At 43.3% G+C, this 16,785-nt stretch carries 9 protein-coding genes; 7 read left to right on the top strand and 2 right to left on the bottom strand.

Annotated elements, in window-relative coordinates:
- Nucleotides 1-15: 15 nt before the first annotated feature.
- Nucleotides 16-1,107 carry an adenosyl-hopene transferase HpnH gene (gene hpnH, locus ACQY3F_RS06880; RefSeq protein ID WP_428354156.1) on the bottom strand — a complete coding sequence of 364 codons (1,092 nt, stop codon included), beginning with the start codon at nt 1,105-1,107 and terminating at the stop codon, nt 16-18.
- 360 nt (nt 1,108-1,467) lie between these two features.
- Here hpnH and ACQY3F_RS06875 point away from each other — a divergent pair, with 360 nt between their 5' ends.
- The 7 genes from ACQY3F_RS06875 to ACQY3F_RS06845 are packed head-to-tail and all read left to right on the top strand — an operon-like array spanning nt 1,468 to nt 12,033.
- Nucleotides 1,468-2,547 carry a phytoene/squalene synthase family protein gene (locus ACQY3F_RS06875; RefSeq protein WP_428354155.1) on the top strand — a complete coding sequence of 360 codons (1,080 nt, stop codon included), beginning with the start codon at nt 1,468-1,470 and terminating at the stop codon, nt 2,545-2,547.
- Between the two features lie 8 nt (nt 2,548-2,555).
- Entirely contained in the window at nt 2,556-4,472 is a 1,917-nt protein-coding gene (gene shc, locus ACQY3F_RS06870; RefSeq protein WP_428354154.1) for a squalene--hopene cyclase, read from the top strand.
- Entirely contained in the window at nt 4,469-5,188 is a 720-nt protein-coding gene (locus ACQY3F_RS06865; RefSeq protein ID WP_428354153.1) for a phosphorylase, read from the top strand. Before shc ends, ACQY3F_RS06865 begins: the two co-directional genes overlap by 4 nt.
- A complete protein-coding gene (locus ACQY3F_RS06860) occupies nt 5,185-7,788 on the top strand; it encodes an MMPL family transporter (protein WP_428354152.1) in 2,604 nt (867 codons plus the stop codon). The genes ACQY3F_RS06865 and ACQY3F_RS06860 overlap by 4 nt, the downstream gene beginning before the upstream one ends.
- Before the next feature lie 20 nt (nt 7,789-7,808).
- Entirely contained in the window at nt 7,809-9,200 is a 1,392-nt protein-coding gene (locus ACQY3F_RS06855; RefSeq protein WP_428354151.1) for an aspartate aminotransferase family protein, read from the top strand.
- Nucleotides 9,201-9,212: 12 nt separating this feature from the next.
- Entirely contained in the window at nt 9,213-11,075 is a 1,863-nt protein-coding gene (dxs, locus tag ACQY3F_RS06850) for a 1-deoxy-D-xylulose-5-phosphate synthase (protein ID WP_428354150.1), read from the top strand.
- Between the two features lie 49 nt (nt 11,076-11,124).
- Nucleotides 11,125-12,033: a cytochrome c oxidase assembly protein gene (locus ACQY3F_RS06845; RefSeq protein WP_428354149.1), complete on the top strand. Its 909-nt coding sequence runs from the start codon at nt 11,125-11,127 to the stop codon at nt 12,031-12,033.
- Between the two features lie 633 nt (nt 12,034-12,666).
- Here the strand turns inward: ACQY3F_RS06845 and ACQY3F_RS06840 are convergent.
- Nucleotides 12,667-16,494 (bottom strand): coiled-coil domain-containing protein, encoded by a 3,828-nt coding sequence (locus ACQY3F_RS06840; protein WP_428354148.1) that lies wholly within the window; start codon nt 16,492-16,494, stop codon nt 12,667-12,669.
- Between the last annotated feature and the right edge of the window lie 291 nt (nt 16,495-16,785).

Below are 16,785 nucleotides of genomic sequence, written 5' to 3'. Positions count from 1 at the left end.
TATTTTACAAACGACTTAAACTTCTACTTTAACCGGTATATCCGTTAATGTATTGGTCGTCGGTTTATAACTCGGCGCCTGCACAATAGCGCCTTCTGTTCTAGGCCCACGAATTGCAGCACCCAAAGCTTTCAACGGATGCGCCAGTGTATCTTCTACAGCCGTCGCTTCGTAACCACAATGCGCCATACAGCCTTCACATTTAGGGTTCTTTCCGGCACCGTATTTCTCCCAGGACGTGGTATCCATCATTTCCTGAAAACTGTCTACATAACCTTCGTCTGACAACAGGTAACAAGGCTTCTGCCAACCGAATACATTACGCGTTGGATTTCCCCAGGGAGTACAGTCATATTGCTGATTTCCCGCCAGAAAATCCAGGTATAGGGAAGAGTGATTTAACTTCCACTTTTTCTTCTTGCCTATAGCAAAAATGCCACGAAACAATTCTTTTGCTGTCTGACTGGAAATAAATGACTCCTGATCCGGCGCATCTTCATAACTAAAACCCGGAGCGATAGTAATCCCTTCTACACCTAACTCTGTTGCATAATCAAGAAAGTCCGCGACTTCCTGCGCTGTTTCACCTTGAAACAGCGTACAGTTAATTGTGACTCTAAAGCCTTTATCCAGCGCCATTTTAATTGCTTCTATCGCAATATCAAACACCCCATCCTGACATACCGACGCGTCATGTCTAGTTTGGTTGCCATCAAGGTGTACCGAAAAAGTCAGGTAGGGCGATGGAGTATAATCTTTAATCTTCTTTTTTAACAATAAAGCGTTAGTACACAAATAAATAAACTTCTTACGCTCGACAATACCAGCAACAATCTCCGGCATTTCTTTATGAATTAAGGGTTCCCCGCCAGGAATAGACACCATAGGTGCGCCACATTCATCCACCGCCTGCAGACATTCCTCTACAGATAGGCGTTTGTTCAAAATATCGTCAGGATAGGCAATTTTTCCACACCCGGCACATTCCAGGTTGCAACGGAACAAAGGCTCTAACATTAGTACCAAAGGATACTTATCAATACCTTTAAATTTTTGCTTCATTAGATAAGTACCTACAGCAATTTGCTGTCTTAATGGAACACCCATAACCTTTTACTCCAAATCTTGAAAATAGTGATAACTCAATAAAGTTGCAAATTCGCAACAAAAAAGAAAAGTTTGGAAACAGCTGTTAAAATCCTTAAGCAAACTTCCATTAATAATTCCTAATAACTGCCTAGCATACTATTTTTAATAGCTTAACACCAGTTTGAAACAGTTTTTTTGTCATAAAAACAACAAAACCTGTGCAAAAAAAACACCCCTACGAATGATTTAAACGCCAATTTATAAGACTAAAATGCTACTTTTTCGCAAAAAAACAACATATTTTGTATTTAAGCCACAGACAGTCTATAATTCGTCACTAATTTGGTTTTTTCTTTTAACACACTTTTTACAGACTGCATGACTGACTCTCAAATTTCTATTGAAAACCCGGAATCGCTTCTAGCTGCTTCTGTCGATGATTTTCAGGCTATATTACTTGAAGGTGTGTCACGCACATTTGCATTAACCATCCCTCAGTTACCTGCGGACTTATATCCCGCCGTGGCAAACGCCTATCTTTTATGCAGGATAGTCGATACCGTAGAAGATGAAGTATCGCTCAGTTTTACCCAAAAACAACAATTCTGCAACCGCTTTATAGAAGTTGTTAGAACAGGTAATGATGCCGCTAGCTTTGCAACGGACCTGGCACCGCTACTTTCAGAACAAACCATTCCTGCAGAACATGTACTGATTCAGCTAACGCCTCGGGTGATAGAAATTACCCATAGCTTTGACCCCGAGCAAATTGCAGCGCTACTCGGCTGTGTTGATACCATGGCCAAAGGCATGCCTGCCTATCAGGGCATGGATTTACATGGCGGTCTTGCCACTCTGCAGGACATGAATGAGTACTGTTATTATGTTGCAGGTTGTGTCGGTGAAATGCTGGCGAAATTATTTTGTCATTACTCAGCGGATATTAATCAGCACCGCGAACAGTTATTAGAGCTATCTGTCTCCTTTGGTCAGGGCTTACAGATGACTAATATTTTAAAAGATATCTGGGATGATGCACAGCGTGGTGTGTGCTGGTTACCTCAGGATGTTTTCACAGAAACTGGCTTTGACTTAAAAGAACTGAATACATCAACAGATAGCGCTGAATTTCGCCTCGGTTTAGAACATTTAATCAGTATCGCCCAAGGCCATTTGAAAGATGCGCTGACTTATACTCAGTTACTGCCTAGCCATGAAACCGGTATGCGTAACTTCTGCCTATGGGCATTAGGCATGGCAGTATTAACCCTCAATGAAATTAAACAGCACCTGGATTTTAACGATTCCAATCAGGTCAAGATTACGCGTAAAGATGTCAAAAAAACTATATTGACAACCAAAGTTATTGGCCGTAGCAACTTTCTGCTATCACTACTTTTTGATTTAAAAAGTAAAAACCTGGTCTGCAAAGACTGGCAATATCAAGCAAAGAACTAGGTCGCACTATGTTTACCGAGGACTACAATAATATGAGCAATATCCATTCATTGGACAGCGCCATAAAAAAAGCACAAGATAAACTGCTGTCTATGCAACACCCTGATGGTTATTGGTTGTTTGAACTGGAAGCTGATTGCACCATTCCAGCAGAATACATCATGATGATGCATTACCTGGATGATATTGATGCAGAACTGCAAGCTAAAATAGCCGTTTATTTACGCGCACATCAATCTGCAGAGGGTAGCTACCCTCTATTTACCGGCGGCAAAGGTGATATCAGCTGTAGCGTAAAAGCATACTATGCCTTAAAACTAGCGGGAGACGACATAGATCAACCGCATATGTTGCGTTTACGCGATTTTATTCTTAATCAGGGCGGCGCAGCTAAAGCTAATGTATTTACGCGTATTGCTCTCGCTATTTTTGAGCAGCTTCCCTGGCGCGGTGTGCCCTTTATTCCTGTGGAAATCATGTTACTCCCTAAATGGTTTCCGTTTCATATAGATAAAGTCTCATATTGGTCCAGAACCGTGATGATTCCTTTATTTATCTTGTGCACCTTAAAAGCAAAAGCGAAAAACCCATTAAATATAAATATTCTGGAACTCTTTGTTGTTCACCCCGATCAGGAGCAGCATTATTTTCCTGAGCGAGGCTTGCTGAATAAATTCTTTCTGTTTCTGGATGCGCTGGGACGTAAATCACGTATCCTGGTTACTAAAAGAATGCACCAGATAGCCGTAGCTAGAGCTAAGAACTGGTTTACCGAACGTTTAAATGGCGAAGACGGTTTAGGTGGCATTTTCCCGGCGATGGTCAATGCTTATCAAGCTATGCTATTACTTGGCATGCCAGCCGATCATGAACAGGTTATAACAGCGCGTAAAGCAATCGATAAATTACTGGTTATTAAAGAAGATCAGGCCTATTGCCAGCCTTGCCTCTCTCCCGTCTGGGATACCGGTCTGGCCTTACTTGCCCTGCAAGAAGCAGATTTAGACAGCACTAAAGCCAGCAGAGGGCTTGCCTATAGCTGGTTAAAAACCAAACAATTATCCGACGAACCAGGAGACTGGCGCATTCAGCGCCCTAAGCTGGAAGGCGGAGGCTGGGCATTTCAATTTGAAAACCCGCACTTTCCCGATGTCGATGACACTGCCGTGATTGCCTATGGAATGGCGACATCTGACTTGCCCGATATGGACGAGTCTATTCACCGTGCAACACGCTGGATTGTGGGCATGCAAGCGGGTAATGGCGGTTATGGTGCTTTTGATGTGGATAATACTTATTATTATCTGGATGAAATCCCCTTTGCCGATCACGGCGCTTTATTAGACCCGCCGACTGCTGATGTGAGCGCACGCTGTATTATGTTAATGGCGCAAGTAGCTCAGGATCATGATGAATACTTACCTGCCTATAATCGTTGCCTGAACTATATTCGTAGTGAACAGGAAGAAGATGGCTCATGGTTTGGTCGTTGGGGCACTAATTATATTTATGGCACCTGGTCGGTATTAATCGCTCTGGAACAGACCGATACACCTAAAGATGACCCGATGTACACCAAAGCGGTTAGCTGGCTTAAAAGTGTACAACATGAAGATGGTGGCTGGGGTGAAGACAACCAGAGTTATCATGAAACAGGCATGAGCGGCCAATTTCATACCAGCACGGCTTTTCAAACAGCCTGGGCAACGCTGGCATTAATGGCAGCCGGAGAATATGAATCGAAAGAAGTACGAGCGGGTATTGATTATTTGCTACATACGCAACAGAAAGATAGCTTTTGGGCCAGTGATTGCCATACTGCGCCAGGATTTCCACGGGTGTTTTATCTGAAATATCACGGTTATGACAAATTCTTTCCATTATGGGCTTTAGCGCGTTATCGTAATGAGCAACGCAACAAGTGATTACCGGTATTCTGGTTGCTTTACCTGAAGAATTACACACTCTGACTAAATCTAAGATTAAACAGGGTGAGTGCTTTGCTGTATCTGAAAATACTCTTATCGTTCTGTCAGGCTCTGGCCCGACAAATGCGAATAATGCTGCACAATCCCTCATTGATCAGGGTGCAACTCAATTAATTAGCTGGGGTTGCGCGGGTGCATTAGCGCCATATTTAAAAGCCGGAGACCTGGTTATCCCCAAATGCGTGCTAACTAAGGATAGCCTTAAGTTGGCTACACACAAAGCCTGGTCAGAACAGGTGATTAAGCTGATAGATAAGTCGATAAACTATCATCAGGCCTGTCTATTAGAAAGAGATACGGTTATCAGTCTGGCGCAGGAAAAAAACCGACTATACCAGCTTACTCAGGCTATCGCTGTCGATATGGAATCGGCAGCTGTCGCGCAACTTGCTAAACAGGCACAAATTCCTTTTATCGCTATCCGCAGCATAGTCGATCCAGCTAAGCTAAATTTACCAGAGGCAATTAACTATGCCATGACCGATAGCGGCGTGGTGTCCATTGCTAAGCTTACAAGATATTTATGCCGCCACCCTGGCGAATTGCCCGGTTTAATTATACTTGGCCTGCACTTTAAAGCGGCCAGTAAAACCCTCCAATATCTTGCCAGACAACTGCCACAGATAACCCAGACTCAGTGGAGTCCGGCATGAGTTTGACAGCTAAAATTCTGACCTGGCAAGGCTGCTTTGTGACTCGCTATGCATGGTTGATTATTTGCGCCGCTTTATTGTTAACAGGCTTGAGTATTTACTATGCAAAAAACCATCTTGGCGTCAACAATAATTCCTCTGAAATGCTATCGCCAGATTTGCCATTTCAGCAAAACTATAAGCGTCTGGAAGCTGAGTTTCCTCAGGATACCAATGCTATTCTGTTTGTGGTTGATACGCCTACACCTGAAGAAACCACGATCGCAGCTAGCAACCTATTAAAACGGCTAAATAATAATAGCGAGTTCTTTGAAGCCAATTATATTCCAGATGACAATGCATTCTTCCGTCAACAGGCTTTTCTTTACCTGTCTACTGCAGAGCTAGATAAATTAGCCAGCAATTTAACCGATGCGCAACCTTTCATAGGTTACCTGGCACAAAATTATAATCTGCAAGGCCTGTTCACAATTTTAGGCCAAGCTCTGGAAAATGAAGATAGCGTCATAAGTCAGAGCTTACCTGCCCTGCTCTCATCTATTAGCACTGCTTTTGAAAAAGTAGCGGCAGGAGAGCATTACCATGTCTCATGGCAAACCATACTCAACCCCAATAGTGCAACCAATAAGACGCGTCGCATAGTCATTGCCAAACCCAAGGTACATTTTCAATCCATGATGCCTGTTGCTGCAGCGATTGAAAAAGCACGCGCGCTATCTAGCCAGCTAATGCAGGAAATGCCGGGTGCAAATATTCGCATTACAGGCGATATAGCGCTACAACATGAAGAACTTGAAGATATAGGCGATGGTGCAATACTCAGCGGTATCGGCTCATTTATACTGGTTCTGACGATCCTGTTCAGATGTTTTCACTCGATAAAATTATTATTGGCAACGCTGATTACTCTGTTAATGGGTTTAACATTGACGGCTGGCTTTGCTGCTATCGCTGTGGGGCATTTAAATGTTATCTCAATTTCCTTTGCTGCACTCTATATAGGCCTGGGAGTGGATTTTGCTATCCATATGAACTTGCATTATCGCGCGCAACTGGTAAACAATCAGAGCAATATAGACGCGATTAAAATGGCCTTGCACAGCGTTGGCTTTTCACTGTTTCTATGTGCATTAACGACTTCAATCGGTTTTTTTGCTTTTATCCCTACTGACTATAAAGGTGTCTCCGAGCTAGGAATGATATCTGGTGTCAGTATGTTTATCGGTCTGGCTGTTTCCATGCTGGTCTTACCTGCACTGTTGACCGTATTCAAACTTAAACACGCTAAAGCTTTTGCTATACCAGCCCAGCCCTCTTTTATTCAGACTCTACCATTTCGCTATAAAAAAACCATTCGCAGAAGCACCATTGCAATAACGATAGCCTGCCTGTTTGTCATTCCATACATCAGCTTCGATTCCAACCCTATCGATATGCGTAATCCAGCAGCAAGCACGGTGATTGCCTTTAAAAATTTACTCAAGTCCAAAACAGACTCACCGTATGCACTTTATGCCTTAAGCAATAACCTGCAAGAAACACAGCTCACGCAGGATAAGCTAGAACAGCTTACTAGCGTTCATGGGACTATCTCACTGGAAAACCTGGTGGCAACTGATCAGGACGATAAACTGTTTACTATCGAAGATCTAGCATTAATCTTAGGCCCACAACTAAGCCAGTTTAATGCTCGGCTTACTCCTTCTGATACCGTTGCTGTATTAAGTCAATTTAAAGCAACACTGGCCAGCGCACTAGAAAATAAAAGTACCAGTATAGACCCACAAGTCTTGCTAAAACTTAGCGCAAGCATCGATATTTTTTTAGCCGCTGTGGAGCAGTTTCCTGAGCCGGTACTACTAGAGCAAAAACTAGATAACAGTATTTTAGGTCTACTACCGTACACTATTAACATGCTGAATCAGGGTTTAAGTGCTTACGCCTTTGATTTAAACGATATACCTGATTATATTCGCCTGCAGTGGTTAAGCCCGCATGGCATTTACCGTACAATGATCATGCCGGAGGAAGATTTAAATATCCCGGCAAACTTAAAGCAATTCGCTGAACAAGTGCAAAGTATTGAACCAACAGCAGTTGGTATGCCAGTGGGTGACCTTGCTTCAGGCAAAGCCGTCGTCGGTGCATTTCAGCAGGCTTTCACCAGCTCGCTGATCATTATTAGCTTATTGCTATTTTTTATACTGAGAAGTGTTAAAAAAGTGTTGTTAGTCATCGGTCCTTTATTGCTTGCAGGACTATTAACCTGTACCGCAAATGTTTTTCTTGGCATTCCGTTTAATTTTGCTAATATCATCGCACTGCCCTTACTACTGGGTATGGGAGTGGATAGTGGTATTCATATTATGCACTGCTTATATGAAGGTCTGGAAGACAACCAGCACTTATTACAAACCAGTACCGCACGTGGCGTAATGTTCAGCTCGTTTACCACCATGAGTAGTTTTATCAGTCTGGCATTAATACCGCATTTTGGGATTTCTAGCATGGGAATTACGCTGGCAGTAGGGATTAGCTTTACCCTGCTGTGCACCCTGTTTGTATTACCTGCGTTTAGCAATAGAAACATTCAACTTTAATTATAGTATCCAGAAGAGTCATGTCACTTAGTATCGCCGAACTTTTTACTCAACATAGCCATGAAAAATTTGAGTTACACGAAAACTATTTGAATAATCAAATGGTTCGGGTATTGCAAACGATAGGCTATGACCGCAACTACGCAAAAGCGCTGGGGCAGTATTTATATGATCAGGATAATAACCAATACCTGGATTGTTTAAGTGGTTTTGGCGTATTTGCCGTAGGGCGTAATCATCCGACCGTTATCAGCGCATTACAGGAAACGCTAACCCTGGAATTACCTAATCTGGTGCAAATGGATGTCTCTTTATTAAGTGGCTTGCTGGCTAAGAAAATTCTGGCTACGACACCTGATAACCTAGATAAAATGTTTTTCTGTAATTCAGGCACCGAAGCGGTTGAAGCGGCCATTAAGTTTGCCCGATATACCACTAAAAGAGAAAACATCGTGTTCTGTGATCATGGCTATCATGGTTTAACCATGGGCTCTTTATCGTTAGTCGGTGAAGAAATATTCCGCGATGGATTTGGCCCATTTCTACCCGGTTGTAGCTCTGTACCGTTTAATGACCTTGCAGCACTGGAACAGGCTTTAAGTAATAAAGATATTGCGGCATTTATAGTCGAACCAATACAGGGTAAAGGCGTTAACCTTCCTGATGACAACTACCTCGTAGGTGTACAGCGCCTGTGCAAACAATATGGTACGCTTTTTGTCGCCGATGAAGTTCAGACCGGGATTGGTCGTACCGGAAAGTTCTGGGCTATCGATCACTGGGATGTACAACCGGATATGATTTGCATGGCTAAAGCCTTATCTGGAGGGTTTGTTCCGGTGGGCGGCGTCGCCATGACCCGTAACATTATGGATACGGTGTTCAGTCGCATGGATAGAGCCGTGGTACATGGCTCGACTTTCGCCAAAAACAATATGGCTATGGCTGCAGGGCTAGCAACCTTACAGGTCATCGAAGATGAGCAACTAATAGCTAACTGCGCTCAAGTAGGCGAAGATATTATCAGTAGCTTAAATGCTCTGAGCAGCAAGTATGAATTTTTAAAAGAAGCACGCGGTAAAGGGCTGATGATCGCCATTGAATTTCACGCGCCCAAGAGTCTCAAATTAAAAGCTGCCTGGGCAGCACTGGAAGCAGCAAATAAGGGCTTATTTTGTCAGATGATCACCATCCCTTTATTTAAAGATCATCACTTACTTACACAGGTGGCAGGGCACGGCATGAATGTCGTCAAACTTTTACCACCACTGAACTTAACACAACAAGATCGCGACTGGGTTGTAAACTCGTTCGATCAAGCCATTGCTGACACTCACAAAGTCCCTGGCTCAATCTGGTCGCTAGGTAAAAACCTTGCTAGCCATGCACTCAAATCAAAAACAGGGTCATAAGGAACGCACACTATGAATATCGCAGAAAACTACCCACTATTACATACTATCGACCTTCCCAACGATGTGCGGAAATTAGACCGTAATCAACTAATCCCCCTCTCAGGGGAGTTGCGCGAATTTTTGACTCACTCGGTTAGTTTATCCGGCGGGCATTTTTCCGCAGGCTTGGGCACCGTTGAACTCACGGTTGCTTTACACTATGTCTACAACACCCCTAAAGATCAACTAGTCTGGGATGTAGGCCATCAGGCATATCCACATAAAATCCTTACCGGGCGTAAAGAGCGTATGACCACCATTCGTACCAAAGATGGTGTTTCTGCCTTTCCTAAACGTAAAGAAAGTGAGTACGATGCATTTGGCGTAGGCCACTCAAGCACTTCGATCAGTGCTGCATTAGGTATGGCTATCGCCGCTGAAAACAAAGGCGAAGACAGTCGTATGGTGGCGATTATTGGTGACGGTAGCATTACCGGCGGCATGGCCTTCGAAGCGATGAATCATGCGGGTGCCATGGATGCTAATTTACTGGTTATTCTGAATGATAATGACATGGCGATTTCGCCTAATGTCGGCGCCATGAATAACTACTTTACCAAGATTATTTCCAGCAAGCTCTACTCTTCTGTGCGCGAAGAAAGTAAAAAAGTGCTGAGCGGCTTACCGTCTGTATGGGAACTCGCTAAAAAAACCGAAGAACATGTTAAGGGCATGATTGTTCCTGGTACTTTATTTGAAGAACTCGGTTTTAATTATATTGGTCCGATTGACGGTCATGATGTCGATATGCTGGTCGAAACTCTGCAAGCTGTAAAAGAACTTTCCGGCCCGGTGTTTCTGCATATAGTGACAAAAAAAGGTAAAGGCTATGAGCCAGCAGAAAAAGACCCATTAGCCTACCATGGTGTTCCTGCCTTTGATCGTAGCAAAGACTGCCTGCCAAAAGCTGCACCTTCGCCTCATCCGACTTATACCCAGGTATTTGGCAGATGGTTATGTGATATGGCCGACAAAGATCCACGCTTATTAGGCATTACCCCTGCTATGCGTGAAGGCTCGGGTATGGTTGAATTCTCCGAGTGCTTTCCAAAACGATATTTTGATGTGGCTATCGCTGAGCAACATGCGGTTACTCTGGCTGCCGGTCAAGCTTGTCAGGGTGCCAAACCTATCGTTGCAATCTACTCGACATTTCTCCAACGAGCTTACGATCAATTAGTACACGATGTTGCTATCCAGAACCTGGATGTCTTATTTGCTATCGATCGAGCCGGCCTGGTAGGTCCTGACGGCCCGACTCATGCGGGCAGTTTTGATTATAGTTTTCTGCGATGTATCCCGCACATGGTAGTCATGGCGCCTGCTGATGAAAATGAATGTCGCCAAATGCTAACCACCGGGTATAACTATGATGGCCCCGCTTCTGTACGCTACCCGCGAGGCAAAGGTCCTGGAACAGCTGTAAATAGTGATTTTACTGAATTAGAAATAGGTAAAGCAGAAATCCGTCACAAAGGGGGGCGTTTAGCCATTCTTGCCTGGGGAAGCATGGTTACTCCCGCGCTGGAAGTAGGTAAACACCTGGGCGCTACGGTGATAAATATGCGCTTTATTAAACCGCTAGATGAAGACATGATTTTAGCCATGGCGAAAAGCCATGATGTACTGATCACTATTGAAGAAAATGTCTTGGCAGGTGGTGCAGGTAGTGCTGTAAACGAATTTTTACAGGCGCAACAAATTTTGATGCCAGTATTAAATATCGCCTTGCCTGATGAATTTATCGAGCAAGGGACTCGTGAGGAACTATTGGCTGAATGTGGCCTTGATATGCTAGGGATATCTAAGAAAATAGAAAAATTTTGCGCCTAATCAAGCGCTTAAGGGTGTATTTTGTTGCCCATCAATAAGCTATAAAGCTGTGTCTTATACTTCTATAAAATCTCTTCTAGCCCTGAGCCTACTGCTGTTTCCCATCATCAGCCTGGCTCACGGCACGATTAGGCCCTGGCAACCGATCTGGTCGGCATGGATCTATACACCTGATGTCGCCATTCCCATGTTATTGACTCTGGTGGTGTATTTCCGTGGCCGGGCTAAACGGCGTGAGGCTGGTCGCCCTGTCAGCACAGGGCAAACTATTACCTTTTTGCTAGGCATGCTGTGTTTTGTTATCGCTTTGCAATCCCCTTTAGAACCTTTATCTGAGCACTTCCTGTTTTTTCATCAGATAGAACATTTATTAATGCGTGGCCTGGGGCCTTTATTACTTATATTAAGCATGCCTCTTGCCCCCTTATTGCAAGGGCTGCCAAAAATAATTCGCCATTCAGTGTTAACGCCTATCATCAGGAATAAGCCCATACAATGGCTGTATAGGTTTCTCGGGCATCCAGTCATTGCCTCAATACTTTTTATAGCCACCTTATTAATCTGGCAAATTCCCAGCCTGCATAACCGATCACTGGCAGATCAGTCTTTACATAACTGGATGCACTTTACCATGATACTCACCGGCTTCTTTTTCTGGTGGCTAATCTGTGATCCACGACAGAAAACTTCGCGTATTCCGTTTGGTATACGCATTGTTATTTTATGGTTAGTCACCATTCCCAATACTATTATTGGCGCCATAATTACTTTAAAAAGAGACCAGATTTATACCGCGTATGATGTACTCGATGGCCGTCTATCCATCGAATTAATGCTCGACCAGCAGCTCGGCGGCATTATGATATGGGGGCCTGGAGGCATGATGGGCCTGATTGGTACAGCCGTCGTCTTTTTCCTGTGGACGCGTAAGGATAGAAAGTTACGCTACGAAAAATAAGCGGGCCTTACTTCGGTCGCTCACTTGATTTTACTATCCAGCCATTCATTTAACTGCTCTGCATGATCAAAATGATAACGTTCCATGATTAACCGGGGAAGTGGCCAGAACTTAATAATTTCATCGCTAAAATCATCCTAGAAAAATCAGTTGAGCGCGGATTTATAGTGCAAGATATTGAATTAATATAACCCTTTCAAAAATTTTAACGTCACCTTTAGGTTAAGCGGGCACTTTTTGAAAGTACCGAGGAATCAAGAGCATCAGAGCTCCTGAACTCGACATAAAGAAATCAAAAGCTTACTGTTTTCACAAGATAATTAGATGATACTAAAGTACAAGGTTGGCGCTGAGTATACGAAGCCCAACATGATATTGCACAGTGATTGTTGGGCTTTGCAAGCTCAGCGCCAACCTACATATCAAGCATTGGCATCAAGTTATCATCCTAGAGTTCAGGTGCTCTGAAGATATTGAATTAATATAACCCTTTCAAAAATTTTAGCTTCACCCTTAGGTTAAGCGGACACTTTTTGTAAGTGCTGAGGAATCAAGAGCTTGTGCTAGAAAATGTGAGCAACTGATTTTTCCAGGATTATCGATGGGCACCTTTTAATTCTAGCTTTAAAAAAATTACTGCACGATAATTTTTAACGGCGTGCTGTTATAGTGAAGATTTCCGTCACTGGTCTTGTGACCGACAAAGATCTCATGGCTTCCCGGAAGTCCCGATAAGCCTTTAGCAACCGTTATCTGGTTAACATCAGCCAATGTCTGAGTTGCAAATGGGAGCAATGTACTTATATTGACATCCCATACAAGCCAGTTTTTATGACTGTCCTGCATATACCAGTTGCCTGCATATAAGGAAACAACATAGATATCATTAACACTGCCCTGATATTCGGCTGCAATATGCAACTCAGCCTTAATATCAAATTTCTCACTTACACCGAACTGCTGCCGGGTATTACCTAGTTCATTCAGTGCCCCAATATAGATTCGGGTCGAGCTAGATTGAGTGTTAATACTCGTCACAGGTAACTCAGGCAAGCTACCCACCCCTTCGGCAGTGTAGCGAGGCAGAACAGTCTTGTCTCGATCCATAGTGATGGTTACAGATGGATCAGTCGAAACGACCTCACCACTTTCTAACCAGGCCTGGAATTTGAGCTGCTCATAAACGAGTGGCGCTTTTAGTGTTACCTGAGTCTGGCTAGGATAGCTACGTAGGAAATTCCCCTGGCCGCCGGTGCGTTTTTTAAGGTCCTCTGTCAACACTTCAATAGGCGGCGCTTTGCTTATTGATTCCGCCGCTATACGTAAGGTCTTAATATTATTCTCAGAGGGTGTGTATTCATAATTCACCCGGATCCGCATATGATTAATCTGTACTGAATCAGTACTGAAATCAGGCGAAGCAGAGCGTTTCATATAAAGATCCGCCCAGGCACCAGGGCTGGCAAAGATTTTCAAATTCTCAGCATTTTCACCGATCACGGATGCTATTAAAGATTGCGCAGAGGCGCTGTTAGTTTGTAAGCCTTGTAAACTACCATCCCCATTATAACGGGTAGTCCACTGAATAGGCCGCGTGTCGCTGTTCAAATAATGCTGGAATAAATAACTTTCACCCGCTTTTCTAATCTGCGATATGCCTGAATGGATAAAGCTGATATCAACATAATTCAGATTGTCAGGACTGCTAAAATCTAGTTGCAGAACCTCGATTGAGCTGATACGTAGATCTTCTTCAGAGCCACTGAACAGATTAAAGCCATCCACTAGATTGAGTTTAACACCCTCCGGATTCTGACTGATTGCAGTTAAGTACTCAGCGGGGATATCAAACTCTACCGCAGTATCCTGGCTAACACCTCCGCCATTATTGTATTCTTCAATAATTTCCTCAGCGATAGAACTGATTTGTTCTTTATAAATGACACCTAGGTTTTTGAAGTCGCTTTCACTTAAATTAACATTTTCGGCATTACAGCCGTCATTAACCACATCTTCCAGATTATTATTATCATTTGCAGCCTGTAGTTGACAGAAATCATCAAATAATGAGTTCATATCCAGAGCAAATGGGTAAGGCCTTATCAACCGGTATTCATACGATCTGACCATGTAGTACTGATACTGCTCCAGACGATGACGTGCACGTTGTGCCATATCTTTGGTATAAGCCATTACACGCGGATCAAGTATATCGTTGGTATTAATAACATCCTGATGAAACACATCAACTGCCAATAGGTTCTTGCTGATCGCACTGTTTGACGTGTTAAGAATATCAATTGCGGTCATTAAATCCATGACTAATATAGCTTTACGTTGATGCAATCCCGTCATTTCTTCCGTTAATGCTAGCCAGCGTGAGTCCTTGGCCAGGATACGCTGTAATTCTGCATTGATTGCTGCATTGTTAGCGGTGTTACCATTAACCAAATCTAGCAAAAGCGTGCCCTGTTTTTTTGCCAGTTCCGCTTTTTCCTGTGCATCTTTAACCCCTGCTTTAATCGCACATTTTTCAGGGTCTCCTGTTTCAGCGATACAATCACTAATAGCTTGCTGATCTCCAATAGCATTATTGGCTGTAGTCCAGGCTGCATCACCTGTGATAGTTAACAGTTCTTTTAATAGTGGCTTGTCCGGATCAATATTAGGCAGCTCGAAAACAACCTGTGTGGCAATATTTGCCAGCGGTATATGCTCGGTCAAGGCTAATAATGAATCCCGTATTCCATTTAATAGTGCGGCCCCTTCTGCTTCGCTACGTAAGTCTTCAGTGCGTTGCTGCATTTTTTGTTTAAGCTGATCGCTATCGGTATCGAGCTGAATAATACGCGGCCTGATATTAGTTATCGTATCATTCGCTTTTTCGTACTCATCTTTATAGTCTTCAATTTCTTCATTGAGCGTAGTTACCATCTGTTCTGCATAGTTTTTACGCGCTTGATTGCTACTGATGTTTTGCTGCATGGAATGGGTCAACCATAAAACATCCATGGCTGAATCGATTTCATTATCATAAACACTTTGATTTACTTCAAAGGATAAGCCGGGTACCCAGCCAAAAGGCTTACTAAAATAATCCAGGCCGGCTTTCAGACGTTGTTGCAATGTCAGTGCTTCATTCAGTACCTGATTTATTTCAGCCTGATGTAAATCGCGTGCTGCCTCCGCGTCGTCCGAAGCTAGATCTGGATCAAACGCATCCCATTCTGCTGAACCTTTATAGCTATTGATTAGCGCAATAATTGACTCTAGATCTGCATCAACTTGTTCATAATAGCCGTATAAATACAGGTCTTTTGTATAACGTAAAGACTGGCTAAGCAGAGGTGCAGTCAGCCAGCTGAATTCACTATCCAGTTCTATATACTCACCATCAGTACCGTTTTGACCCTGTGTTCCTGCATAGCTGGTACCACTTGATGCTGAGAAACTATTGGTATTGCTACAACCGGAATTATTACAGCTCCAGTGGCGAATGGTCCGAGGAGTAGCCCAACGGCCACCCGACACAAAGCTCGCTGCGATACCTCCTAAGCCTGCTTCTAATGCCGCTTTGTCTGACAAATTGTCTAACATGGGCGCAATTAGAGTTCCTCCGAATCCGCCATTTCCAGAAACCCCTGGCCTTATAGCATTGCCACCATTTCTTTGTCGGACACTCGAGCTACCCCAGGTTTTTCTGGTATAAAAACCTGCCGCTGGCCAGACTATATAAGTCGCTGCCTGACTGGCTGAGAAATTATAGGATGTTGAGATCCCATTATGAAGATCATTATCGATAATTAAACTCACAGATTTTCCGTTAGCGCCAGGTGTGCCCTGCCCTCCTTTTTGCCCAGCGGCACCACGTAGAAAAAACCGAAACGGCTCTGCATTGTCCACTTTCAGTTCACTAATATGTAAGGTGATATCACCGCCAGGGTTCCCGGCCTGTCCAGCTTGGGCAGGAGCAGCCTGGATTTCCAGTGCATAAGGCGTAGTATCAATAAAGGCAGTACCATTGCTGTCATCAAAACTTAGCTCGCGGGCATGAATGGTGACATTGGTTTGAGGCAGGCGCCAGGGACTGCGGATGATGACAATATCCGCATCGATTCTAAAATCTCTTATGGTTTTATTCTCATGATAACTCTCCCATAGACCATTATCATGTCCTTCTTCAATAATTAGGACATTCCCTGAAATAGCTACCGATTGCGTGACTTTATCAGTTTCACCATTAAAGCTGCTAACGGACGGATTTTCAGTCACCGTTTTAGTAATATATTGTCGCGATTCCGGATCGGGCATACTTTGAACGGGTTCCAGTCCAAACGCAGTATATTCTGGTATTTGCGCAGCCTGTGCCGAATTAATACTCAACATGGCTAGGCCACAGAGCAATAAACAGGTATTCAGGCTTATGCTTAAGCGGTGTAAATGTTTATTAAACGTTTTCATGATATTCCCCTTTTCCCACCTTGCTTTAAAGCAGGGTTACTTATATATTTTTCAATAGCTTGTTACACAACAAGCTTACAATTCAGCATCCCTGTTAGCTAGGCATAAAAGGCGCACGATAGCTATAAACCAATCCGACTGTTAATTTCATAATACACCCATAAAATAAACCTATGCATGTTTTTAAATATGACACCCGGTAATTACAATTTTATAAAGGGTCTTAACCTTATAAGCAAGAAACCCGTATAAATCCCCTCATTTTATTTCTTCATAAGTAAAAATTTTTTG

It is taken from the genome of Methyloprofundus sp., from assembly GCF_965251085.1.
In the GTDB taxonomy this organism is placed as follows: Bacteria; Pseudomonadota; Gammaproteobacteria; order Methylococcales; family Methylomonadaceae; genus Methyloprofundus.
The sequence above is the reverse complement of the archived record's forward strand: the minus strand, read 5'-3'. Positions and strand labels throughout refer to the sequence as shown.

What these genes read in the sequence shown, in the direction of transcription:
- hpnH (WP_428354156.1), bottom strand. Translation starts at nt 1,107, where the DNA reads ATGGGTGTTCCATTAAGACAGCAAATTGCTGTAGGTACTTATCTAATG.
- ACQY3F_RS06875 (WP_428354155.1), top strand. Translation starts at nt 1,468, where the DNA reads ATGACTGACTCTCAAATTTCTATTGAAAACCCGGAATCGCTTCTAGCT.
- shc (WP_428354154.1), top strand. Translation starts at nt 2,556, where the DNA reads ATGTTTACCGAGGACTACAATAATATGAGCAATATCCATTCATTGGAC.
- ACQY3F_RS06860 (WP_428354152.1), top strand. Translation starts at nt 5,185, where the DNA reads ATGAGTTTGACAGCTAAAATTCTGACCTGGCAAGGCTGCTTTGTGACT.
- ACQY3F_RS06855 (WP_428354151.1), top strand. Translation starts at nt 7,809, where the DNA reads ATGTCACTTAGTATCGCCGAACTTTTTACTCAACATAGCCATGAAAAA.
- dxs (WP_428354150.1), top strand. Translation starts at nt 9,213, where the DNA reads ATGAATATCGCAGAAAACTACCCACTATTACATACTATCGACCTTCCC.
- ACQY3F_RS06840 (WP_428354148.1), bottom strand. Translation starts at nt 16,494, where the DNA reads ATGAAAACGTTTAATAAACATTTACACCGCTTAAGCATAAGCCTGAAT.